Genomic DNA, 22,431 nt, shown 5'->3' on the forward strand with positions numbered 1-22,431 from the left:
GCCGCGATCTTTTTGTCGTGTTACATATGCTCGCGAACGACGTGCCAGACGTCCTTCATCTTGTCACCCTTCATTTCTCCAGGTGCCTTGTCCTTCTGGAAGTAGTACAGCGGTTTTCCGTCAAAGGCCCATTGCATGGTCCCGTCGTCACGCTTGATAACGGTCCATTTACCTTCAGCCTTGGCACCCGCCTCTGCCTTGAGCGGCGGCCAGTACTCTGCACACTCGCCGGTGCACACCGACTTGCCGCCAGTGTCCTTGTCGAACGTGTACAAAGTCATGCCCTTATGGTCGACCATCATGCCGTCTTTCATCATCGCCGGGTCGGCGGCAAAGGCCAGTGTCGGCAGCGTTAACGCAGCAGTGACCAGCAAAGCCTTCCAGGATTGAGCAATGTAGTTCATGGAAACCTTCCTCTTGTGGTTGTCAGGATCCGGACTTAGAGCTTAGCCCAGGATCCAGCCAATCGCCGGTCGACTAAAATACTGTCACACGACTGCAATAATTCCGTTATCTAATGCGGCGCAAGACAGTTAAATGACAAGAGGATTTTGGGCATGGTTGGCAGGAGCATTCTGATCGTCGACGACGAAGCGCCTATTCGCGAAATGATCGCCGTTGCGTTGGAAATGGCCGGCTATGACTGCCTGGAGGCGGAAAACTCCCAGCAGGCCCACGCCATTATCGTCGACCGCAAACCGGACCTGATCCTGCTCGACTGGATGCTGCCCGGCACCTCCGGCATCGAGCTGGCCCGTCGCCTCAAGCGAGATGAACTGACCGGGGACATCCCGATCATCATGCTCACCGCCAAGGGTGAAGAGGACAACAAGATCCAGGGCCTGGAAGTCGGCGCCGACGACTACATCACCAAGCCGTTTTCCCCCCGTGAGCTGGTGGCGCGCCTGAAGGCCGTGCTACGCCGTACCGGCCCGACCGATGGCGAGGCGCCAATCGAAGTCGGCGGCCTGCTGCTGGACCCGATCAGCCACCGCGTGACCATCGACGGTCGTCCCGCCGAGATGGGCCCGACCGAATACCGCCTGCTGCAATTCTTCATGACTCACCAGGAGCGCGCCTACACCCGTGGCCAGTTGCTGGATCAGGTCTGGGGCGGCAACGTCTATGTCGAGGAGCGTACCGTCGACGTGCACATTCGGCGCCTGCGCAAAGCCCTCGGCGATGCTTACGAAAATCTGGTACAAACCGTGCGCGGCACCGGTTACCGCTTTTCTACCAAAGCCTGACCCGGACCCTTACCGCCCGACAAGCTGACAAGGACGCGCGTCAAGTGAACCAAAACTGGCATGGCACCCTGATTCGCCACATGCTGCTACTGGTCACCGCCTGCCTGGTGATCGGCCTGATCACCGGCTATTACGGCTGGAGCCTCGCCGCAGGCCTGGGTCTTTACCTGGCCTGGACCCTCAAGCAATTGCTGCGTCTGCACGAGTGGCTGCGCCTGCACAAACCCGATGAAGCGCCGCCCGACGGCTACGGCCTGTGGGGCGAGGTGTTCGACAGCATCTACCACCTGCAGCGCCGCGACCAACGGGTACGCGGGCGCCTGCAAGCGGTGATCGACCGGGTTCAGGAATCCACCGCCGCGCTCAAGGATGCGGTGATCATGCTCGACACCGACGGCAACCTGGAGTGGTGGAACCGCGCCGCCGAAACCCTGCTGGGCCTCAAGACCCCGCAAGACAGCGGCCAACCGGTGACCAACCTGGTGCGCCATCCGCGCTTCAAGGAATACTTCGAGCAAGACAGCTACGCCGAGCCGCTGGAAATTCCTTCGCCGACCAACGACCGCGTGCGCATTCAGCTGTACATCACCCGTTACGGCAACAACGAACACTTGATGCTGGTGCGCGATGTGACACGCATCCATCAGCTTGAACAAATGCGCAAAGACTTCATCGCCAACGTGTCCCATGAACTGCGCACGCCGTTGACGGTGATCTGCGGCTACCTGGAAACCCTGCTCGATAACGTCGACGAGGTGAACCCGCGCTGGGGCCGTGCCTTGCAGCAGATGCAGCAACAAGGCGGGCGCATGCAGACCCTGCTCAACGACCTGTTGTTGCTGGCCAAGCTGGAAGCCACCGATTATCCATCGGACAACCAGCCGGTGCCGATCGACGGCTTGCTGCAATCGATCAAGAGCGATGCGCAGCAGTTGTCCGGCCAGAAAAACCAGAAAATCACCCTGGACGCCGACCCGATGATTCTGCTCAAGGGCAGCGAGGCGGAGTTGCGCAGCGCGTTTTCCAACCTGGTGTTCAACGCGGTGAAATACACCCCGGCCGAAGGCAACATCCGCATTCGCTGGTGGGGCGATGACCAGGGGGCGCACCTGAGCGTGCAGGATTCCGGGATCGGTATCGATAGCAAACACCTGCCGCGCCTGACCGAACGCTTCTATCGCGTCGACTCCAGCCGCAACTCCAATACCGGTGGCACCGGCCTGGGGCTGGCGATCGTCAAACACGTTTTGTTACGTCATCGGGCACGGATGGAAATCAGCAGTGTACCGGGCCACGGCAGTACCTTTACCTGCCACTTTGCCCCGGCTCAGGTCACCAAATCACGGGTTATCAGCACCGCCGACTGATACCGGCCAGCACGCGCCACTAGGCAACTGGCCGGTCAGCCGCTACATTGGCTGACTTGCGCCTGCCCTTCAGGCGCGGATTTTCTTCCCTCTCGAATACACGGAACCCGCAAAACTCCATCATGGACCCTTCCCCTGGCTTGACCCTCGCTACAATTTTCGCCGACTTCGGCATGATTCTTTTTGCTCTGATCCTGGTTTTGCTCAACGGCTTTTTCGTTGCGGCGGAATTTGCCATGGTCAAGCTGCGCTCGACCCGGGTCGAGGCCATCGCTGACAAAAACGGCTGGCGCGGGCACATCCTGCGCACCGTGCACAGTCAGCTCGATGCGTACCTGTCGGCCTGCCAATTGGGTATCACCCTCGCCTCCCTGGGCCTGGGTTGGGTCGGTGAGCCCGCGTTTGCCCACATTCTTGAGCCGGTGTTGAGCGCTGTCGGCGTTGAATCGGCCGAAGTGGTCAAAGGCATCTCGTTCTTCACCGCGTTCTTCATCATTTCGTACCTGCACATCGTGGTCGGTGAGCTCGCCCCGAAATCCTGGGCGATCCGCAAACCCGAATTGCTGTCGCTGTGGACCGCCGTGCCGCTGTACCTGTTCTATTGGGCCATGTACCCGGCCATCTACCTGCTCAACGCCAGCGCCAACACCATCCTGCGCATTGCAGGGCAAGGTGAACCCGGCCCGCATCACGAGCATCACTACAGCCGTGAAGAGCTGAAACTGATCCTGCACTCCAGCCGTGGCCAGGACCCGAGCGACCAAGGCATGCGCGTGCTGGCCTCGGCGGTGGAGATGGGCGAACTGGAAGTGGTCGACTGGGCCAACTCCCGCGAAGACCTGGTGACCCTGGAGTTCAACGCACCGCTCAAGCAGATCCTGGCAATGTTCCGTCGCCACAAGTTCAGCCGCTATCCGGTGTACGACAGCGAACGCCAGGAGTTCGTCGGCCTGCTGCACATCAAGGATCTGCTGCTGGAACTGGCAGCGCTGGACCACATTCCCGAGTCGTTCAACCTCGCCGAACTGACCCGTCCGCTGGAGCGCGTGTCGCGGCACATGCCGCTGTCGCAGTTGCTGGAGCAGTTCCGCAAGGGCGGTTCGCACTTCGCCGTGGTCGAAGAGGCCGACGGCAACATCATCGGCTACCTGACCATGGAAGACGTGCTGGAAGTGCTGGTGGGCGACATCCAGGATGAACACCGCAAGGCAGAGCGCGGGATCCTCGCGTATCAGCCGGGCAAGTTGCTGGTCCGGGGCGATACGCCACTGTTCAAGGTTGAACGACTGCTGGGCATCGACCTCGACCACGTCGAAGCCGAAACCCTTGCAGGGCTGGTCTATGAGAGTCTCAAGCGCGTTCCGGAAGAGGAAGAAGTGCTGGAAGTCGAAGGCCTGCGGATCATCATCAAAAAGATGAAGGGGCCGAAGATCGTCCTGGCCAAGGTGTTGATGCTGGACTGATCGAGATATCCGGATTCGAGTCGATACCATCGCGAGCAAGCTCGCTCCCACACTGGAATGCATTTCAACTGTGGGAGCGAGCTTGCTCGCGATGGCGTCAGACCAGGAAACGCCTCACTTCCTGCCCAGCGCAAAGTTGGGCAGCGCGCTGACCGGCTGGTTGAACTGATACGGAATCGACACCAGCCCCAACCCGGTATTGCGCTGTACCACGAAGTGCAAATGCGGCCCGGTGCTGTTGCCGGTGTTGCCGGACAACGCCAGAGCACTGCCTACCGTTACCCGCTGACCTTCCCGAACGCGGACCGAGCCCTTCTTCAGGTGCAGGTAAACACCCATGGTCCCGTCATCGTGCAGCACCCGCACGAAATTGCCGGAGGCATCGGTGCCGCGCCCGCTCTGTCTGTTCTCGGTCTTCACCACCACCCCGCCTCGCGCGGCAATGATCGGCGTGCCCTCAGGCATCGCGATGTCTATGGCGTAGCGGCTCTTGGGGCCAAAGTGGCTATAGGGGCCATTGGCGCCCTGACTGATCCGGAACGGGCCGCCACGCCAGGGCAACGGGTACCGATAGCCCACCGTGGGTCCTGAGGGGTCGCCCAGGGAATACTTGAACTTCGGGACGTACGCCAGCGGCCTTCCACCTTTGGCCGCCGTGAGCTGCGCCAGGCGAACGCTGCTGCGCATCGGTATCACGCGTCGAATCGTCCTGCCCGGCACACCGCTGGCGTTCTTTACCCCGGCAAAACTCAGTTCGACCTCTACCGGTGCATACAGGTCATTGCGCACATACACGCTGTGCACGCCTTTCTTCTTCATGATGATGAGGCGCACCTGACGCTCAAGGTGCTCGACCATGCCATCGCGGAAAACGAACACATGGGCGCCTTTGCTGGGGCGGTCGCTGTAGGAAACCACGCCATTGGCGTCTTTGGACTTGTAGATGGTCATGGCCACGGCCGAGGTGGCGACCATGAACAGGCCACAGAAAAACAGCAGGCGCGTGAACATGGGCAAGGATTCTGTCGAGTGGGAACTGAGATGGAGCCTAGCAGCTGCTATGGACCCGGGTAGTCGGCAGATGTTTCAAAATGGGCCGTTCAGAAGATTTTTGACAAAGCCAATGGCCCCTTCGCGAGCAAGTCGAGTCGTCGCACCGCCGCTCCCACATTGGAATGCATTTCAAATGTGGGAGCGGCGGTGCGACGACTCGACTTGCTCGCGAAGGCGGACAAGCAGATACGCTGTATCAAGCGCCAGGAATGAAGTGCTTCTGCGCCGTCCCCCGCGCAATCAGGCGCGAGATGTAATCGAGCTTCTGCGCATCCTGATCGACAAAGCGGAAGGTCAGTTGCAGCCAGTCGCTGTCGGGCTTCGGTTCGTGGGCCACGACAGCATGCAGATAGCCGTTGAGGCGGGCGATTTCGGCATTGTCGCCTTGCTCCAGGTCCAGCACGGCGCTGTCGAGGATCTGCGGCAGGGTCTCGGTGCGCTTGACCACCAACAGGGCCTCCTTGAGGCTCAGGGCCTTGATCACGCACTGCTGGATGCCGTTCGGCAAACGCAGTTGACCCTGGCCACGGCCGCTGGCGGGTGCTGAAGAAGCCGCAGGCGCCTTGACCGGCGGGCTGTTGAGCAAGCCTTTGGACGGTGCGGGTGCGGCTGTTGGCGTGGTGACGGGGGCCTTGCCAGCGGTCAGGGCGGCCAGGGAGTCGTTGGCGAATGCAGGGCTGGTTTTGGTCGCGGCTACGTTGGTCAAGACATCGAGTTTGCCGACCTTGTGCAGCGCCTGCTTGACCTTGGTGATCAGTTGTTCGTTGGTGAACGGCTTGCTGACATAACCGGATACCCCGGCCTGGATCGCCTGGACGACGTTCTCCTTGTCGCCACGGCTGGTCACCATCACGAAAGGCATGGCTTTGAGGCTGTCTTGCTCACGACACCAGGTCAGCAGTTCCAGGCCGGACATTTCCGGCATTTCCCAGTCGCACAGGACCAGATCGAATGCTTCCTTGGCCAGCATGGCCTGGGCCTTTCTGCCGTTGATCGCGTCTTCGATCCGCATGCCCGGAAAATAATTGCGCAGGCACTTTTTCACCAGGTCACGAATGAACGACGCGTCGTCCACGACCAACACACTGACCTTACTCATCCACCACCCCTTTAAAAAATCCCGGCCAGCATACCGCCTTGCTGATGGCACATTGCCAAAAAACCTTCAGTCACGCCGGACTTTTCGTTCACGGGTGCTGCTTTTCGAATGCGTAGGCCACAAACAAAAACGCCCGGCCAACAGGCCGGGCGCTTTACTTGGGCAACCTTACTTATCGTCAGTTTTGCCCGGAACATTAGCGGTTTCGCCGGTTGTTCCTTCGACTTCTTCCTTCATGCGCTTGAGCCCCAGATGCCGCACGTCGGTGCCGCGTACCAGGTAGATCACCAGCTCCGAGATATTGCGCGCGTGGTCGCCGATACGCTCCAGCGAACGCAGTACCCAGATAATGCTCAGAACCCGCGAGATAGAACGCGGATCTTCCATCATGTAGGTCGCCAGCTCACGCAGGGCAGTCTTGTATTCGCGGTCGATGATCTTGTCGTACTGCGCCACCGACAAGGCCAGCTCGGCATCGAAACGGGCAAAGGCGTCCAATGCATCACGGACCATGTTGCGCACCTGGTCACCGATGTGGCGCACTTCGACGTAACCGCGCGGTGCCTCGCCTTCTTCGCATAACTGAATGGCGCGACGGGCGATCTTGGTCGCTTCGTCACCGATGCGCTCCAGGTCGATCACCGATTTGGAAATGCTGATGATCAGTCGCAGGTCGGACGCTGCTGGCTGACGACGGGCCAGAATGCGCAGGCATTCTTCGTCGATGTTGCGTTCCATCTGGTTGATCTGGTCGTCGATCTCGCGCACCTGCTGGGCCAGGCCGGAGTCGGCCTCGATCAGCGCGGTGACCGCGTCGTTGACCTGCTTCTCGACCAGCCCGCCCATGGCCAGGAGGTGGCTGCGCACTTCCTCCAGTTCGGCGTTGAACTGGGCAGAGATGTGGTGGGTTAAGCCTTCCTTCGAAATCATCTTTTGCTCCGCGATAGCTGTGAGCTGCAAGCTACAAGCTGCAAGCTGTGTTGTGTCGTACTCGGACCGCTCTTACTTGCCGCTTGAAGCTTGCGGCTTGCAGCTGTTCCTAGCCATACCGTCCCGTGATGTAGTCTTCGGTCTGCTTCTTCGCTGGATTGGTGAACAGGGTGTCGGTGTCGCCAAATTCCACCAGTTTGCCCATGTACATGAACGCGGTGTAGTCGGAAACCCGCGCCGCCTGCTGCATGTTGTGGGTCACGATCACGATGGTGAACTTGGATTTCAGTTCGTAGATCAACTCTTCGACTTTCAGCGTGGAGATCGGGTCGAGTGCCGAGCAGGGTTCGTCGAGCAGCAACACTTCCGGCTCAACGGCGATGGTGCGGGCGATCACCAGACGCTGCTGCTGACCACCGGACAGGCCCAGTGCCGACTCATGCAGGCGATCTTTGACTTCGTCCCACAGCGCCGCGCCCTTGAGTGCCCACTCGACGGCTTCGTCGAGCACGCGCTTCTTGTTGATGCCCTGAATGCGCAGGCCGTAAACCACGTTTTCGTAGATGGTTTTCGGAAACGGATTGGGCTTCTGGAACACCATGCCGACGCGACGACGCAGCTCGGCCACGTCTTCGCCCTTGCGGTAGATGTTGTTGCCGTACAGGTTGATCTCGCCCTCGACGCGGCAGCCATCCACCAGGTCGTTCATGCGGTTGAAGGTGCGCAGTAGCGTCGACTTGCCACAGCCGGACGGGCCGATGAAGGCGGTCACGCGCTGTTTCGGAATGTTCATGCTGACGTCGTACAGCGCTTGCTTCTCACCGTAGTACAGGCTCAGGCCAGGTACTTCGATGGCTACGGTTTCCTGCTCGAGGCTCAGGCTCTGTTTATCGCGACCCAGTGCCGACATGTTGATGCCGTGGGTATGTGCTTCGTGCTGCATGGGAGGCTCCCTGTGCTAACAAATTCGGTTCGGAACGCTGCTTAATTGCAGTTCCCATCAATATTCCGGTGGACGCGGTCCAGTGTGGGAGCGGGCTTGCTCGCGAAGAGGCCGGCACATTCAACATCAATGTTGCCTGACCCACCGCTTTCGCGAGCAAGCCCGCTCCCACATTGGAAATCAGCTGTCCAAAGCTTTGTACTTCTCGCGCAGGTGGTTGCGGATGTAGACGGCCGACAGGTTCAGCGTCGCGATCACCAGCACCAGCAACAGCGCCGTGGCGTATACCAGCGGTCGTGCGGCTTCGACGTTCGGGCTCTGGAAGCCGACGTCATAGATGTGGAAGCCCAGGTGCATGATCTTCTGGTCCAGGTGCAGATACGGGTAGTTACCGTCCACCGGCAACGACGGCGCCAGTTTCACCACACCCACCAGCATCAGCGGCGCCACTTCACCCGCGGCACGAGCCACGGCGAGGATCATGCCGGTCATCATCGCCGGGCTGGCCATCGGCAATACGATCTTCCACAAGGTTTCAGCCTTGGTCGCGCCGAGGGCCAACGAGCCTTCACGCACGGTGCGAGGAATCCGCGCCAGGCCTTCTTCAGTGGCCACGATCACCACCGGCACTGCCAGCAGCGCCAGGGTCAGCGAAGCCCAGAGCAGGCCCGGCGTGCCAAAGGTCGGCGCCGGCAAGGCTTCCGGGAAGAACAGACGGTCGAGCGAGCCGCCCAGCACATAGACGAAGAAACCCAGGCCGAACACCCCGTAAACGATGGCCGGAACACCGGCCAGGTTGTTCACCGCGATGCGGATCACCCGGGTCAGGGTGTTCTGCTTGGCGTATTCACGCAGGTACACCGCCGCCAGCACGCCGAACGGGGTCACGATCATCGCCATGATCAGGGTCATCATCACGGTGCCGAAAATGGCCGGGAAGATACCGCCCTCGGTGTTCGCTTCACGCGGGTCGTCGCTCAGGAACTCCCAGACCTTGCTGAAGTAGAAACCGATCTTGGTGGTCGTGCTCATGGCGTTCGGCTGGTAGGCGTGAACCACCTTGCCGATGCCGATTTCGATTTCCTTACCGTTCGCATCGCGGGCGGTCAGGCTGTCGCGGTTGAACTGCGCATGCAGATCGTTCAGGCGCGCTTCAACATCCTGATAGCGGGCATTGAGTTCGGCGCGCTCCGATTCCATGTCCGCTTGTGCGGCGGCGTCGAGCTTGCCATCCAGCTCCAGCTTGCGACCGTGCAGGCGAACGCGCTCAAGACCGGCGTTGATCGCGCCGATGTCGGTTTTTTCCAGGCTCTTGAGCTGTGCGGCCAGCTTGTTCACGCGATCGACACGGGCTTGCAACTCAGGCCATGCGGCTTCGCCTTCAGCGACAACCTTGCCGTCCTGTTTGACGTTGACCAGGTAACCGTAGAAGTTGCCCCACTCACGCCGCTCGATCGCCATCAACTCCGGCGGCGTCGTCTGGTTGGTCAGCCACTCGCCGACGACCCAGGTAAAGTCGTTGCCGTTCAGGTCACGGTTGCCGACCTTGATCAGCTCGCGAGTCATGAACTCAGGGCCTTCGTCAGGCACCGGCAGGCCGGCGCTCTTCAGACGGGCACGTGGCACTTCTTCCTTCTGTACGATTTCGCCGATCACCAGGTGCTGGCCCTGGCCCGGTACGTCGTAGCTGGCGTGGATCAGATCCGCCGGCCAGAAGTGACCCAGGCCGCGCACGGCAATCACTGCCAGCAGGCCAATGGTCATGATGACCGCGATGGATACCGCGCCACCGCTGATCCAGACGCCGGGGGCGCCGCTCTTGAACCATCCTTTCAGGGAGTTCTGTTTCACAGACTTCTACCTTTCTTAAAGCGACGAGTATTTCTTGCGCAGACGCTGACGAATCAGTTCTGCGAGGGTGTTCATGACGAAGGTGAACAACAGCAGCACCAGCGCCGAGAGGAACAGCACGCGGTAGTGGCTGCCGCCGACTTCCGACTCGGGCATTTCCACCGCAACGTTGGCCGCCAGGGTGCGCAGGCCTTCGAACAGGTTCATTTCCATGACCGGGGTGTTACCGGTGGCCATCAGCACGATCATGGTTTCCCCGACCGCACGGCCCATGCCGATCATCAGCGCCGAGAAGATGCCCGGGCTCGCGGTGAGGATCACCACGCGAGTCATGGTCTGCCACGGCGTGGCACCGAGGGCCAGGGAGCCCAGGGTCAGGCCACGCGGCACGCTGAACACAGCGTCTTCGGCGATGGAGTAGATGTTCGGGATGACCGCGAAGCCCATGGCCAGGCCGACCACCAGAGCGTTGCGCTGATCGTAGGTGATGCCCAGGTCGTGGGAGATCCACATGCGCATGTCGCCGCCGAAGAACCAGTTCTCCATGAACGGACTCATGTACAGCGACAGCCAACCCACAAACAGGATCACCGGAATCAGCAGCGCACTTTCCCAACCGTCCGGGACTTTCAGGCGGATCGACTCAGGCAGGCGGCTGAAGGTGAAACCGGCGACCAGGATGCCGATCGGCAGCAGCATCAGCAGGCTGAAGATGCCCGGCAAGTGTCCTTCAACATAAGGTGCGAGGAACAGACCGGCGAAGAAACCGAGGATCACCGTCGGCATCGCTTCCATCAATTCGATCACCGGCTTGACCTTGCGGCGCATGCCCGGGGCCATGAAGTACGCGGTGTAGATCGCAGCGGCAACGGCCAGTGGAGCGGCCAGCAACATGGCGTAAAACGCGGCTTTCAGGGTACCGAAGGTCAGCGGTGACAGGCTCAGCTTGGGTTCGAAGTCGGTGTTGGCGGCGGTCGATTGCCAGACGTATTTAGGCTCGTCGTAGTTCTCGTACCAGACCTTGCTCCACAACGCGCTCCACGACACTTCCGGGTGCGGGTTGTCGAGCAGCAGCGGATGCAGCTTGCCGCCGGCTTCAACGATTACGCGGTTGGCGCGAGGCGACAGACCGAAAACGCCCTGGCCTTCAGCGACGGGCTCCACCAGCAAGGTGCGGTGGGCAGTGCTGTGGAACACGCCAAGCTTGCCGGAAGCGTCCAGGGCAACGAAGCCCTTGCGGCGCTCTTCGGCGGTGATTTCAACGATCGGCGTAGTGCCCATCTGGAAGGTGCGAATCTGCTTCAGACGTTGTTCGCCATCGGGATCGCGGGCCATGAACCACTGGGCCAGGCCACCCTTGGAATCGCCGATGATCAGCGAGATGCCGCCCACCAGCTGGGTGCTGGCGGTGACTTGCGCTTCACCGTCTTCAAGCAGTTTGTAGCGACCGTTGAGGCTCTTGTCGCGCAAGCTGAACACGTCAGCCTGGGCACGCCCGTTGATCACGTACAGCCACTGCTGACGCGGGTCGACGAAGATGCTCTTCACCGGCTCGGTCATCTGCGGCAGCTCGATGCGCTTCTGCTCGTTGGTGACTTCGCCGGTCATCATGTTCTCTTCGCTGGTCAGCGACAGAACATTGAGTTGCGAACCGGTAGAGCCCACCAGCATCAGGGTCGAATCGTTGGCGTTGAGGCTGACGTGCTCCAGCGTACCACCCGCCTCGTTCACCGCGATTGGCGCTTCGCCATACGGGTACTCGACGGCCGGGGTGATGGTTTTCTTGCCTTCCGGGTAGCTGACTTTATAGGTGTGACGGAATACCAGTGCCTGACCGTTGGACAGACCCACCGCCACCAGCGGGTGGCCTGGCTGGTCTTCACCGATGGAGGTCACGGTGGTGCCGGCCGGAACCGGCAAATCGACGCGCTTGAGTTCGGCGCCACTGTCGATGTCGAAGAACAATGCCTGGCCCTTGTCGGAAACCCGCATCGCCACCTGGTTCTGCTCTTCCAGGGAGATCATCAGCGGCTTGCCGGCGTCTTGCATCCAGGCTGGCGTAATAGCGTCCTTGGCGGTCAGACTGGCACCCTGGAACAGGGGCGCGACAATGTAGGCAAGGAAGAAGAAGATCAGTGTGATGGCTGCCAGCACCGCCAGGCCGCCGATAAGGACGTACCAGCGGGTGAAGCGATCCTTGAGCGCGCGGATGCGACGCTTGCGTTGTAGCTCAGGCGTATTGAAGTCAATTCGCTTGGGGGGATTAGTAGTCATGTTGGAATTGGCCAGATCATTCATGCGCACACCCTAGCGATCCTGTATGACAGAAAGATGACAATGCAGTGACGCAACAAATCCGCCGCTGGCGGTAACCAGCAGTGGATAGAGAATTAGAGGTGTATGGGGGCGACTCCTGCCGCCCCCATGTGAGTCCGAGGGGTTCACCTCGGACTCAATTTGTTACTTTTTTGCGACTTCAGCGCCGCCTTCCGCGAGACCCAGGTCAGCCAGAGCTTTTGCAGCAACCTTGGCTGGCAGTGGGATGTAGCCGTCTTTCACTACAACTTCCTGGCCCTGTTTCGACAGAACCAGTTTCACGAACTCGGCTTCCAGCGGGGCCAGAGGCTTGTTCGGGGCTTTGTTGACGTAAACGTACAGGAAGCGGGACAGCGGGTACTTGCCGTTCAGGGCGTTTTCTTCGGTGTCTTCGATGAATTCACCGCCATCTTTCTTGGCCAGGGCAACGGTTTTCACGCTGGCAGTCTTGTACCCAATGCCCGAGTAGCCGACGCCGTTCAGCGAGCTGCTGATCGACTGCACAACCGAAGCCGAACCTGGCTGTTCGTTGACGTTTGGCTTGAAGTCGCCCTTGCACAGGGCTTCTTCCTTGAAGTAGCCGTAGGTACCGGATACCGAGTTACGACCAAACAGTTGAACTGGCTTGTTGGCCAGGTCACCGGTCACGCCCAGGTCACCCCAGGTTTTGACATCGGTCTTGGCACCGCACAGACGAGTCGAGGAGAAAATCGCGTCGACCTGAGCCATGGTCAGACCCTTGATAGGGTTGTCCTTGTGCACGAATACGGCCAAGGCGTCCACGGCAACCGGAATAGCGGTTGGCTTGTAGCCATACTTGGTTTCGAAGGCTTGCAGCTCGTTGTCCTTCATCTTGCGGCTCATCGGGCCCAGGTTAGCGGTGCCTTCTGTCAGCGCAGGTGGTGCGGTAGAAGAACCGGCGGCCTGAATCTGGATGTTTACGTTCGGGTATTCTTTCTTGTAGTTCTCAGCCCAGAGGGTCATGAGGTTGGCCAGGGTATCGGAGCCGACGCTGGACAGGTTGCCCGACACACCAGTGGTCTTGGTGTAGCTCGGGATAGCAGGGTCAACAGCGGCAACCGCGTTGGCAGTCGCAACGCCAGCAGCGACAAAAGTCATTGCCGCCATCAAACGCTTCAGTTTCATGCCTTACTCCTAGCAGATAGGGTGTGTTAAGTCGGGGCCAAGTATCAGCAGGCCGTGTGAACACTCTATGGCTGAAATATGACAATTGGATGAAAGGCCAGTATTCAGTGTTTCCAGGTAATACCGCGTTATCGTTCTTCGCGAGCAAGCCCGCTCCCACAGGGGATCTGCGGCGAATACAGAACCAATGTGGGAGCGGGCTTGCTCGCGAAGGCGTCAGTGCAGTCGCTGAGAAAGGCCGCTTAGCGCCCTTTTTTCCAGAGATATGCCCCCACCAGAATCCCGACCCCACACAGCACCGCCACATAATAAGCAGGCCCCATCGGGCTTTCCTTGAGCAGCAGGCTGACGATCATCGGCGTCAGACCACCGAAAATGGCGTAGGCCACGTTGTAGGAGAACGACAAGCCGCTGAAACGCACTACCGGCGGGAAAGCCTTGACCATCACGTAAGGCACCGCGCCGATAGTGCCGACCAGCAGACCGGTCAGCGCATACAGCGGGAACAGCCAGTCCGGATGGTCGGCCAGGCTGTGGTAGAAGGTCCAGGAGCTGGCCAGCAATGCAGCGCAGCCCAGGACGAAGACTCGCCCTGCGCCGAAGCGATCCGCCAGCGCGCCGGCGATGATGCAGCCAAAGCTCAGGAAGACGATCGCCAGGCTGTTCGCCTGCAAGGACGTGGTGGGCGAGAAGTGATAGACCGTCTGCAACACAGTCGGCGTCATCAGGATCAAGACCACGATGGCGGCAGACAGCAGCCAGGTGAGCAGCATCGAAATGGCGATGGCGCCACGATGGTCACGCAGCACCGCGCGCAGCGGCACCTCTTCGGCCAGGGCCTTGCGCTGTTGCAGCTCGGCGAACACCGGGGTTTCGTGCAGCCAGCGACGCAGGTACACCGAGAACAGTCCGAACACGCCGCCCAGCAGGAACGGGATCCGCCAGGCGTAATCCGACACTTCCACCGGGGTATAGAGGCTGTTGATCGCCGTGGCGACCAGCGAGCCGAGCAGGATGCCCGCCGTCAGACCGCTGGTCAGGGTGCCACAGGCGTAGCCGATATGACGCTGCGGCACGTGTTCGGAAACGAAGACCCACGCCCCCGGCACCTCACCGCCAATGGCCGCGCCCTGGATCACCCGCATCAGCAGCAACAGGATCGGTGCCCACATGCCGATCTGCGCATAGGTCGGCAACAACCCCATGATCAGGGTCGGCACGGCCATCATGAAAATGCTCAGGGTGAACATTTTCTTGCGGCCTAGCAGGTCGCCGAAATGCGCCATCACGATGCCGCCCAGCGGCCGCGCCAGGTAGCCGGCGGCGAAGATGCCGAAGGTCTGCATCAGGCGTAGCCACTCTGGCATGTCCACCGGGAAGAACAGCTTGCCCACCACCGTGGCGAAGAACACGAAGATGATGAAGTCGTAGAACTCCAGCGCACCGCCCAGGGCAGACAGCGATAGTGTCTTGTAGTCGTTGCGGGTCAGCGGACGTGCGGGTTGGTCTGGCTGCGCGATGCTCGAGGGCGCTGTGGTCATGGCAAGGGCTTCTCTTATAGTCGGATCTGCAACCTCAACAACGCTGGTTGAGGCCTGGGCAGGTCCGGCACGATAGCAAATTGTTCGAAAAAGCACATAGAGGTGCGTTTTTGACGGTCAAAATGAGAACCGGACGGTCGTCGCGGAGTCTACCGACCGATATACTCGCAGCCTTGCTCCGGTTTTTGAGGGTTGCTGTGCGAAAACGCCTGTCAGGTTCATAGGCGATTTCGCAGAGTTTCCCTTTAGGCGCCTTATGGAAAACGTGACGAACGCAGTATGTTCGGTGCTGAATCGTTTTTCCCGAAGACGGCTACCACCAGCAATACCAACGAAGAGTCACGGGTCAGAGGCACCCCCGGCATGATAGAGCTCGAACAAGAAGATCCGATCCCGCAAGGCGACCTGGCCCTGCAAATCACCGCGCTCCCTCGCGAAACCAACGGCTTTGGCGACATTTTCGGCGGCTGGCTGGTGGCGCAGATGGATTTGGCAGGCACTGCGATGGCCAGCAAGGTCGCCGGCGGGCGCGTTGCCACCGTTGCAATCGACCGCATGGCATTTCTGGTTCCGGTGGCGGTGGGCGCTCAGCTTTCCTTTTATACCCAGGCCCTGGAAATCGGCCGCAGCTCGATCAAGATGATGGTCGAGGTCTGGAGCGACGATCCACTGTCCAGCGAGTGGCGTAAAGTAACCGAAGCGGTGTTTGTGTTCGTTGCCATCGACGGCAGCGGTCGTACCCGCTCGGTTCCGCCCAGGGCTCGATAAAGAGTTTCTAAACCTGGTAGCCGTTTTGCGGTCGATAGTCGTCCACGTTACTGATCGAGAGCTGTCCCATGAGCACGCCCAATGTTGAAGCCGTAAAACTGGATGAACTGAACTGCTGGCGCATCCGCCACGGTCAGGCCGAATTACTGGTGGCCCAGCAAGGTGCGCACATCCTCAGCTATCAGCTGGCCGGCCAGCCGCCGCTGATCTGGCTCAACGACGAGGCCGTATTCAAGACCGGCAAGAGCATCCGCGCCGGCGTACCGGTGTGCTGGCCGTGGTTCGGTGTCTTCGACCGCAACCCGCAAAGTGTCAAGGCGATGCGTGTCAGCAATGACGCGCCGTCGGCTCACGGCTTCGTGCGAGCGATGGATTGGGAACTGGGCGGCATCGAAGCCGAAGGCGAAAGCCTGAAGGTCGAATTCCTGCTGCCCTACCCCGAAGGCGGCTTCCCTGGCTGGCCGCACCAGGTGGATTTGACTATGACCATTCGCCTCGATGAGCAATTACACATCCAGCTGACCAGCCACAACCGGGGCACTGATACCGTCAGCATCAGCCAGGCGCTGCACAGCTACTTTGCCGTCAGCGATGTGCGTGATGTGCGCGTCGAAGGTGTGGACGGTCTCAACTACATCGAAACCCTGGATAACTGGAAAACCGTCACCCAGACCGGTGATCTGCATTTTACCGGCGAGACCGACCGCATCTACCTCAACGCCCCGCCACAGTTGAGCATCGTCGATCCAGCCTGGGAACGGCGCATCGTACTGACCAGCAGCGGATCGCGCACGGCAGTGATCTGGAACCCGTGGATCGACCGCGCCGCTGCGTTCAGCGACATGGCCGACGACGGTTGGCAGCGCATGCTGTGCATCGAGACGGCGAACGTGATGGGCGATGTGGTGACGCTCGCAGCAGGTGCTAGCCACACCTTGGGTGTCAGCATCGGTAGCGCGCCGCTCTAAATAACACCTGAAACCAATGTGGGAGCGGGCTTGCTCGCGAAAGCGGTGTATCAGTCAGCATTGATGGCGACTGACACTCCCTCTTCGCGAGCAAGCCCGCTCCCACATTTACATCTCTACAAGTCTGACTCTTCCACCACCCGCACCTTCTGCGCATCCAGCGCATACGCCGCATCCGCCAGGTCATTGCTGACCTTTTCGATCTTCAGCGTGCCGGTCACCCACAGCGGCGTGTAGATATCATCCAGCTTCAAGCCCTTGGGATAACGCACCAGCACCAGTTGATTGGGTGGCGGTGGCGGCACGTGGATGCAGGCACCCGGGTACGGCACCAGGAAGAACAACGTACTGCGGCCTTTGGCGTCGGACTCCAGCGGCACTGGATAACCGCCAATGCGGATGTTTCTGTCGTTCATCGACGCAACGGTCTTGGTCGAGTACATCACCGCCGGCAAGCCTTTGGCCTGCTTCATCCCGCCTTTGTCGGTGAAGGTGCCATTGGCTTCAGGGGAATTGTGGTCGATTTCGGGCATGGCCTCGAGGGCCTTCTGGTCCGACTTGGGCATCAATTCGAGCCAGTCGGTTTCTGGCAGTTCGCCGGCATGGGCAAGGCCCGTACCCAGTAATACAAGAGTCAGTAAAAGACGGCGCATGAAGGTGCTCGGCAAAGGGAAGAACAGGAAACGCCGAACATTCTAGCCCTCCCGACCGGCTTGGCGGAGAGGGCTTTATCGTCTGGATCAGTTCTTTTTGATCAGCCCGTAGACCACCAGCAACACAACGGCGCCCACCAGCGCCCCGATGAAGCCTGCACCTTGGCCAGCCTGATAGATACCCAGGGCTTGGCCGCCATAGGTGGCCGCCAGCGAACCGCCGATACCGAGCAGGATCGTCATGATCCAGCCCATGCTGTCATCGCCCGGTTTCAGGAACCGAGCCAGCAGACCGACGATCAAGCCGATAAAGATGGTTCCGATAATTCCCATGGCATTTCCCTCTGATTGATTGGCTATAGCCTAGCCAGACTTTGGCATCCTGCCATGAGAGAACGGCGGCCCCTGAATGGTTCCGCCGCTGCCACATGAAACTATTCGGCGATGAGCGCTTCGACCTTGAGGATCTGCGCAGCCAGCGTCTCGCGGTCTGCACAACGCAGGTTGGCGTGACCGACCTTGCGGCCGACCTTGAACGCCTTGCCATAGTGATGCAAATGGCAATCGGCGATGGTCAGGACCTTCTCGGTCTCTGGCACTTTGCCGATGAAGTTGAGCATCGCGCTTTCGCCGACCTTGGCCGTCGAACCCAACGGCAGGCCGGCAACGGCCCGCAGGTGGTTTTCGAACTGGCTGCACTCGGCGCCTTCGGTGGTCCAGTGCCCGGAGTTGTGCACGCGCGGGGCGATTTCGTTGGCCTTGAGGCCACCGTCGACTTCGAAGAACTCGAACGCCATCACGCCGACGTAATCCAACTGCTTGAGCACACGGCTGGAGTAGTCTTCGGCCAGAGCTTGCAACGGGTGATCGGTGCTGGCCACAGACAGCTTGAGGATGCCGCTTTCGTGGGTGTTGTGCACCAACGGGTAGAAGCGGGTTTCACCGTCGCGGGCACGCACGGCGATCAGCGAGACTTCACCGGTGAACGGCACGAAGCCTTCCAGCAGGCAGGCCACGCTACCCAGCTCGGCGAAGGTGCCGACCACATCTTCAGGGGTACGCAGGACTTTCTGGCCCTTGCCGTCGTAACCCAGGGTACGGGTCTTGAGCACCGCCGGCAGGCCGATGGAGGCCACAGCGGCGTCCAGGTCGGCCTGGGACTGGATGTCAGCGAACGCCGGGGTAGGAATCCCCAGGTCCTTGAACATGCTCTTCTCGAACCAGCGGTCGCGGGCGATGCGCAAGGCTTCGGCGCTCGGGTAGACGGGGACGAATTGCGAGAGGAACGCGACGGTTTCCGCCGGAACGCTTTCGAACTCGAAAGTCACCAGATCGACTTCATCGGCCAGCTGGCGCAGGTGATCCTGATCGCCGTAGTCGGCTCGCAGGTGTTCGCCCAACGCGGCTGCGCAAGCATCCGGCGCCGGGTCCAGAAAAGCGAAGTTCATGCCCAGCGGAGTGCCCGCCAACGCCAACATGCGACCCAACTGGCCGCCACCGATTACACCGATCTTCATCGTCAACAACCTCAGGCGATGCGTGGGTCTGGATTTTCCAGGACGCTGTCTGTCTGCTCAGCACGGAAGGTTTTCAGCACCGCATGGAACTGCGGGTGCTTGGCGCCAAGGATACTCGCCGACAGCAGCGCTGCGTTGATCGCACCGGCCTTGCCGATAGCCAGGGTGGCAACCGGAATGCCTGCTGGCATCTGCACAATGGACAGCAGCGAATCAACGCCCGAAAGCATTGCGGACTGAACGGGTACGCCCAGCACCGGCAAGTGGGTCTTGGCTGCACACATGCCTGGCAAGTGGGCCGCGCCACCGGCACCGGCGATGATCACCTCGATGCCCCGTGCTTCAGCCTCTTCGGCGTACTGGAACAGCAGGTCCGGGGTGCGGTGGGCAGAAACCACTTTCACCTCGTAAGGGATGCCGAGCTTTTCCAGCATATCGGCGGTGTGGCTAAGGGTGGACCAATCGGACTTGGAGCCCATGATCACGCCAACCAGTGCACTCATCGTCGTGCCTCTTCTCTCTGGGCGCCCGCAGGCGCATCAAAAAACAACAAGCCACGCAGGATGCGTGGCTTGATTGTACGAATTATGGCCAGTCGTAACCGGCCGAAGGCCGCGCAGTATACCTCAATGAAGCCAATAAACAGCCCCCGTTGCGACCATCTGTCATCTGCCGCAAAGCCCCGATTTTATTGACTTGAAGGTCAATGGAATACACCTCGAATTTCCTGTGGGAGCGGGCTTGCTCGCGAAAGCGGTGGTTCAATCAACATCGATGTTGAATGTACCAGCCTCTTCGCGAGCAAGCCCGCTCCCACATTGGGGTTTCATGGTATTCAGGAACCGGTCGTGCCCTGCGCCGCGCCACCTTCGAGTTTGCGCCAGAGCAATCGCACGTTGGCCTTGCGTACCAACGCACAGCGGTACAGGCGAATTTCCAGCGGCACATGCCATTGCGGGCCGCCGCAGACCACCAGTTCACCGCGCGCCAGTTCGGCGCGCACGCTGAGCTGTGGCACCCAGGCAATGCCCAGGCCTTCCAGGGCCATGCTTTTCAGGCTGTCGGCCATGGCGGTTTCGTAGATCGTGGTGAAGCGCAGCGCCCGTTGGCGCAGCAGCATGTTCACCGAGCGGCCGAGAAATGCACCGGCGCTATAAGCCAGCAGCGGTACGCTGGCTTCGCCTTCCAGATCGAACAACGGCTTGCCGTCGCCGTCCGCCGCGCAAACCGGCAGCATTTCTGTGTGGCCAAGGTGCAGGGAGGGGAAGATTTCCGGGTCCATCTGCATCGCGGCGTCCGGATCATAGAAGGCCAGCATCAGATCGCAACCGCCTTCGCGCAAGGCATGCACTGCATCGCCGACGTTCGTCGCCACCAGTCGCGTGGCGATGTTCAAGCCTTCGTTGCGCAACTGGGCAATCCACCGCGGAAAGAAACCGAGCGCCAGGGAGTGTGCGGCCGCTACCTGCATCACTTCGCCCTGCCCGCCCTCCAGATGATGCAGATGGCGCAATACTTCGCCGAGTTGCTCGACCACGGTGCGTGCCGTGACCAGAAACAATTGTCCCGCCGCCGTCAGTTCGATCGGCGTGCGCGAGCGATTGACCAAGGTCAGCCCCAGCGCCGCCTCCAGGCTGCGGATTCGCCGGCTGAACGCCGGTTGCGTCACGAAGCGCCGTTCGGCTGCCTGGGAGAAGCTGCGGGTGGCAGCCAGGGCACTAAAGTCCTCCAGCCATTTGCTTTCCAGATTCATCACGCCCTCCCGGACACGCACCAATTTAGGTCACACGCTCGCCGTCAAGCCGGCGTCACACGGGCATTATGCCGAATGTGCATAGGCTAGTGTTTAACAGCATTGGCCCAAAATCCTGCACAAGCCTAGCATTCACAGCGTTCCGGCACAGCCCGGGTCCATATTGAGATGATTTCTATCATGTCCTCCGCTGCATCATTCCGCACAGAAAATGACCTGCTTGGCGCCCTCGAAGTACCGGCTCAAGCGTATTACGGTATCCAGACCCTGCGAGCGGTGAACAACTTCCGCCTTTCGGGCGTTCCGATTTCGCACTACCCGAAACTGGTTGTCGGTCTGGCCATGGTCAAACAGGCCGCTGCTGACGCCAACCGTGAGCTGGGTCACCTGAGCGAAGCCAAGCACGCTGCCATCAGCGAAGCCTGTGCACGTCTGATCCGCGGCGACTTCCACGAAGAGTTCGTGGTGGACATGATTCAAGGCGGCGCTGGCACTTCGACCAACATGAATGCCAACGAAGTGATCGCCAACATCGCGCTGGAGGCCATGGGTCACCAGAAAGGCGAATACCAGTACCTGCACCCGAACGACGACGTGAACATGGCGCAGTCGACCAACGACGCCTACCCGACGGCGATCCGTCTGGGTCTGTTGCTCGGTCACGACGCCCTGCTCGCCAGCCTCGACAGCCTGATTCAGGCGTTCGCGGCCAAGGGTGAAGAATTCAACCACGTCCTGAAGATGGGTCGTACCCAACTGCAAGACGCCGTACCGATGACCCTGGGTCAAGAGTTCCGTGCTTTCGCCACCACCATGGGCGAAGACCTGGCCCGTCTGAAGACACTGGCCCCGGAACTGCTGACTGAAGTGAACCTGGGCGGCACCGCGATCGGCACCGGCATCAACGCCGACCCGCGCTATCAGGCCTTGGCTGTACAGCGCCTGGCCCTGATCAGCGGTCAGCCGCTGGTTCCGGCCGCCGACCTGATCGAAGCCACCTCCGACATGGGCGCCTTCGTGCTGTTCTCCGGCATGCTCAAGCGTACTGCGGTCAAGCTGTCGAAGATCTGCAACGACCTGCGCCTGCTGTCCAGCGGCCCACGCACCGGCATCAACGAAATCAACCTGCCAGCGCGTCAGCCAGGCAGCTCGATCATGCCCGGTAAGGTCAACCCGGTTATTCCGGAAGCCGTTAACCAGGTGGCCTTCCAGGTCATCGGTAACGATCTGGCGCTGACCATGGCGGCCGAAGGCGGCCAGCTGCAACTGAACGTGATGGAACCGCTGATCGCCTTCAAGATCCTCGATTCGATCCGCCTGCTGCAACGCGCCATGGACATGCTGCGCGAGCACTGCATCGTCGGCATCACCGCCAACGAAGCACGCTGCCGTGAACTGGTCGAGCACTCGATCGGCCTGGTCACCGCGCTGAACCCGTACATCGGCTACAAAAACGCCACCCGCATCGCCCGTATCGCCCTCGAAAGCGGCCGCGGTGTGCTGGAACTGGTGCGCGAAGAAGGTCTGCTCGACGAAGCCATGCTCGCCGACATCCTGCGCCCGGAAAACATGATTGCTCCGCGTCTGGTGCCCCTGAAGGCCTAACCCGACGCGTTACTTGTAGCACCGCTCACCAGGTCGAGGGACTAGACACCTCTCACCTTTTGAGGGCTTGGAGATCATTCTCCAGGCCCTTTTTTTTAACTGTTTGCCAGTGAAAACCGTATGTCTGGGGACTGACCAATGTGGGAGCGGGCTTGCTCGCGAAGGCGGCGGCACATTCAACAATGATGTGTCTGATACACCGCTTTCGCGA

At 60.4% G+C, this 22,431-nt stretch carries 20 protein-coding genes; 6 read left to right on the forward strand and 14 right to left on the reverse strand.

The window, feature by feature from the left end; translation table 11 throughout:
• Positions 1-20 precede the first annotated feature (20 nt).
• Positions 21-404 (reverse strand): hypothetical protein, encoded by a 384-nt coding sequence (locus BSF40_RS05520; RefSeq protein ID WP_095964350.1) that lies wholly within the window; start codon positions 402-404, stop codon positions 21-23.
• Positions 405-557: 153 nt separating this feature from the next.
• Here BSF40_RS05520 and phoB point away from each other — a divergent pair, with 153 nt between their 5' ends.
• The 3 genes from phoB (at position 558) to BSF40_RS05535 (ending at position 4,077) form a co-directional block, all read left to right on the forward strand.
• Entirely contained in the window at positions 558-1,247 is a 690-nt protein-coding gene (gene phoB / locus BSF40_RS05525) for a phosphate regulon transcriptional regulator PhoB (RefSeq protein ID WP_015097384.1), read from the forward strand.
• An 80-nt stretch (positions 1,248-1,327) separates the two neighbouring features.
• Positions 1,328-2,614, forward strand: coding sequence for a phosphate regulon sensor histidine kinase PhoR (phoR, locus tag BSF40_RS05530; RefSeq protein ID WP_219735705.1), 1,287 nt, complete (start codon positions 1,328-1,330; stop codon positions 2,612-2,614).
• Positions 2,615-2,736: 122 nt separating this feature from the next.
• A complete protein-coding gene (locus BSF40_RS05535; RefSeq protein WP_007975205.1) occupies positions 2,737-4,077 on the forward strand; it encodes a hemolysin family protein in 1,341 nt (446 codons plus the stop codon).
• A 114-nt stretch (positions 4,078-4,191) separates the two neighbouring features.
• Here BSF40_RS05535 and BSF40_RS05540 read toward each other — a convergent pair whose 3' ends face one another.
• From BSF40_RS05540 to BSF40_RS05575, 8 genes are all read right to left on the reverse strand, one after another.
• Complete coding sequence (locus tag BSF40_RS05540; protein WP_095964352.1) at positions 4,192-5,088, reverse strand: peptidoglycan DD-metalloendopeptidase family protein; 897 nt, start codon at positions 5,086-5,088, stop codon at positions 4,192-4,194.
• 238 nt (positions 5,089-5,326) lie between these two features.
• Positions 5,327-6,229: a response regulator gene (locus BSF40_RS05545; RefSeq protein ID WP_095964353.1), complete on the reverse strand. Its 903-nt coding sequence runs from the start codon at positions 6,227-6,229 to the stop codon at positions 5,327-5,329.
• A 168-nt stretch (positions 6,230-6,397) separates the two neighbouring features.
• A complete protein-coding gene (gene phoU, locus BSF40_RS05550) occupies positions 6,398-7,159 on the reverse strand; it encodes a phosphate signaling complex protein PhoU (protein ID WP_095964354.1) in 762 nt (253 codons plus the stop codon).
• A 109-nt stretch (positions 7,160-7,268) separates the two neighbouring features.
• On the reverse strand, positions 7,269-8,102 hold the full coding sequence (gene pstB / locus BSF40_RS05555; RefSeq protein ID WP_095964355.1) for a phosphate ABC transporter ATP-binding protein PstB: 834 nt from the start codon (positions 8,100-8,102) through the stop codon (positions 7,269-7,271).
• 180 nt (positions 8,103-8,282) lie between these two features.
• The gene (gene pstA / locus BSF40_RS05560; protein ID WP_095964356.1) at positions 8,283-9,953 is read right to left on the reverse strand and encodes a phosphate ABC transporter permease PstA; all 1,671 of its coding nucleotides are present in this window, start codon (positions 9,951-9,953) and stop codon (positions 8,283-8,285) included.
• A 15-nt stretch (positions 9,954-9,968) separates the two neighbouring features.
• Entirely contained in the window at positions 9,969-12,002 is a 2,034-nt protein-coding gene (locus tag BSF40_RS05565; RefSeq protein WP_172435673.1) for an ABC transporter permease subunit, read from the reverse strand.
• Positions 12,003-12,413: 411 nt separating this feature from the next.
• Positions 12,414-13,415 carry a phosphate ABC transporter substrate-binding protein PstS gene (locus BSF40_RS05570; protein ID WP_015097393.1) on the reverse strand — a complete coding sequence of 334 codons (1,002 nt, stop codon included), beginning with the start codon at positions 13,413-13,415 and terminating at the stop codon, positions 12,414-12,416.
• Between the two features lie 242 nt (positions 13,416-13,657).
• Positions 13,658-14,956: an MFS transporter gene (locus tag BSF40_RS05575; protein WP_095964358.1), complete on the reverse strand. Its 1,299-nt coding sequence runs from the start codon at positions 14,954-14,956 to the stop codon at positions 13,658-13,660.
• Between the two features lie 363 nt (positions 14,957-15,319).
• Here BSF40_RS05575 and BSF40_RS05580 point away from each other — a divergent pair, with 363 nt between their 5' ends.
• Positions 15,320-15,724, forward strand: coding sequence for an acyl-CoA thioesterase (locus BSF40_RS05580; RefSeq protein WP_007942704.1), 405 nt, complete (start codon positions 15,320-15,322; stop codon positions 15,722-15,724).
• A 68-nt stretch (positions 15,725-15,792) separates the two neighbouring features.
• The gene (locus BSF40_RS05585; protein ID WP_095964359.1) at positions 15,793-16,692 is read left to right on the forward strand and encodes a D-hexose-6-phosphate mutarotase; all 900 of its coding nucleotides are present in this window, start codon (positions 15,793-15,795) and stop codon (positions 16,690-16,692) included.
• A gap of 116 nt (positions 16,693-16,808) precedes the next feature.
• On the opposite strand, the gene BSF40_RS05590 is transcribed toward BSF40_RS05585, so the two are convergent.
• From BSF40_RS05590 to BSF40_RS05610, 5 genes are all read right to left on the reverse strand, one after another.
• Positions 16,809-17,345, reverse strand: a complete 537-nt coding sequence (locus tag BSF40_RS05590) for a DUF3299 domain-containing protein (RefSeq protein ID WP_095964444.1) — start codon at positions 17,343-17,345, stop codon at positions 16,809-16,811.
• An 87-nt stretch (positions 17,346-17,432) separates the two neighbouring features.
• Positions 17,433-17,678 (reverse strand): GlsB/YeaQ/YmgE family stress response membrane protein, encoded by a 246-nt coding sequence (locus BSF40_RS05595; protein ID WP_095964360.1) that lies wholly within the window; start codon positions 17,676-17,678, stop codon positions 17,433-17,435.
• A gap of 101 nt (positions 17,679-17,779) precedes the next feature.
• Positions 17,780-18,862 (reverse strand): 5-(carboxyamino)imidazole ribonucleotide synthase, encoded by a 1,083-nt coding sequence (locus BSF40_RS05600; RefSeq protein WP_095964361.1) that lies wholly within the window; start codon positions 18,860-18,862, stop codon positions 17,780-17,782.
• An 11-nt stretch (positions 18,863-18,873) separates the two neighbouring features.
• Positions 18,874-19,365, reverse strand: a complete 492-nt coding sequence (purE, locus tag BSF40_RS05605) for a 5-(carboxyamino)imidazole ribonucleotide mutase (RefSeq protein ID WP_007971731.1) — start codon at positions 19,363-19,365, stop codon at positions 18,874-18,876.
• 332 nt (positions 19,366-19,697) lie between these two features.
• The gene (locus BSF40_RS05610; RefSeq protein WP_095964362.1) at positions 19,698-20,615 is read right to left on the reverse strand and encodes a LysR substrate-binding domain-containing protein; all 918 of its coding nucleotides are present in this window, start codon (positions 20,613-20,615) and stop codon (positions 19,698-19,700) included.
• A 180-nt stretch (positions 20,616-20,795) separates the two neighbouring features.
• Here BSF40_RS05610 and aspA point away from each other — a divergent pair, with 180 nt between their 5' ends.
• Positions 20,796-22,220, forward strand: coding sequence for an aspartate ammonia-lyase (aspA, locus tag BSF40_RS05615; protein WP_003229645.1), 1,425 nt, complete (start codon positions 20,796-20,798; stop codon positions 22,218-22,220).
• Positions 22,221-22,431 lie beyond the last annotated feature (211 nt).

The sequence above is a fragment of the Pseudomonas sp. ACN5 genome (assembly GCF_002303975.1).
GTDB lineage: Bacteria > Pseudomonadota > Gammaproteobacteria > Pseudomonadales > Pseudomonadaceae > Aquipseudomonas > Aquipseudomonas laurylsulfatiphila.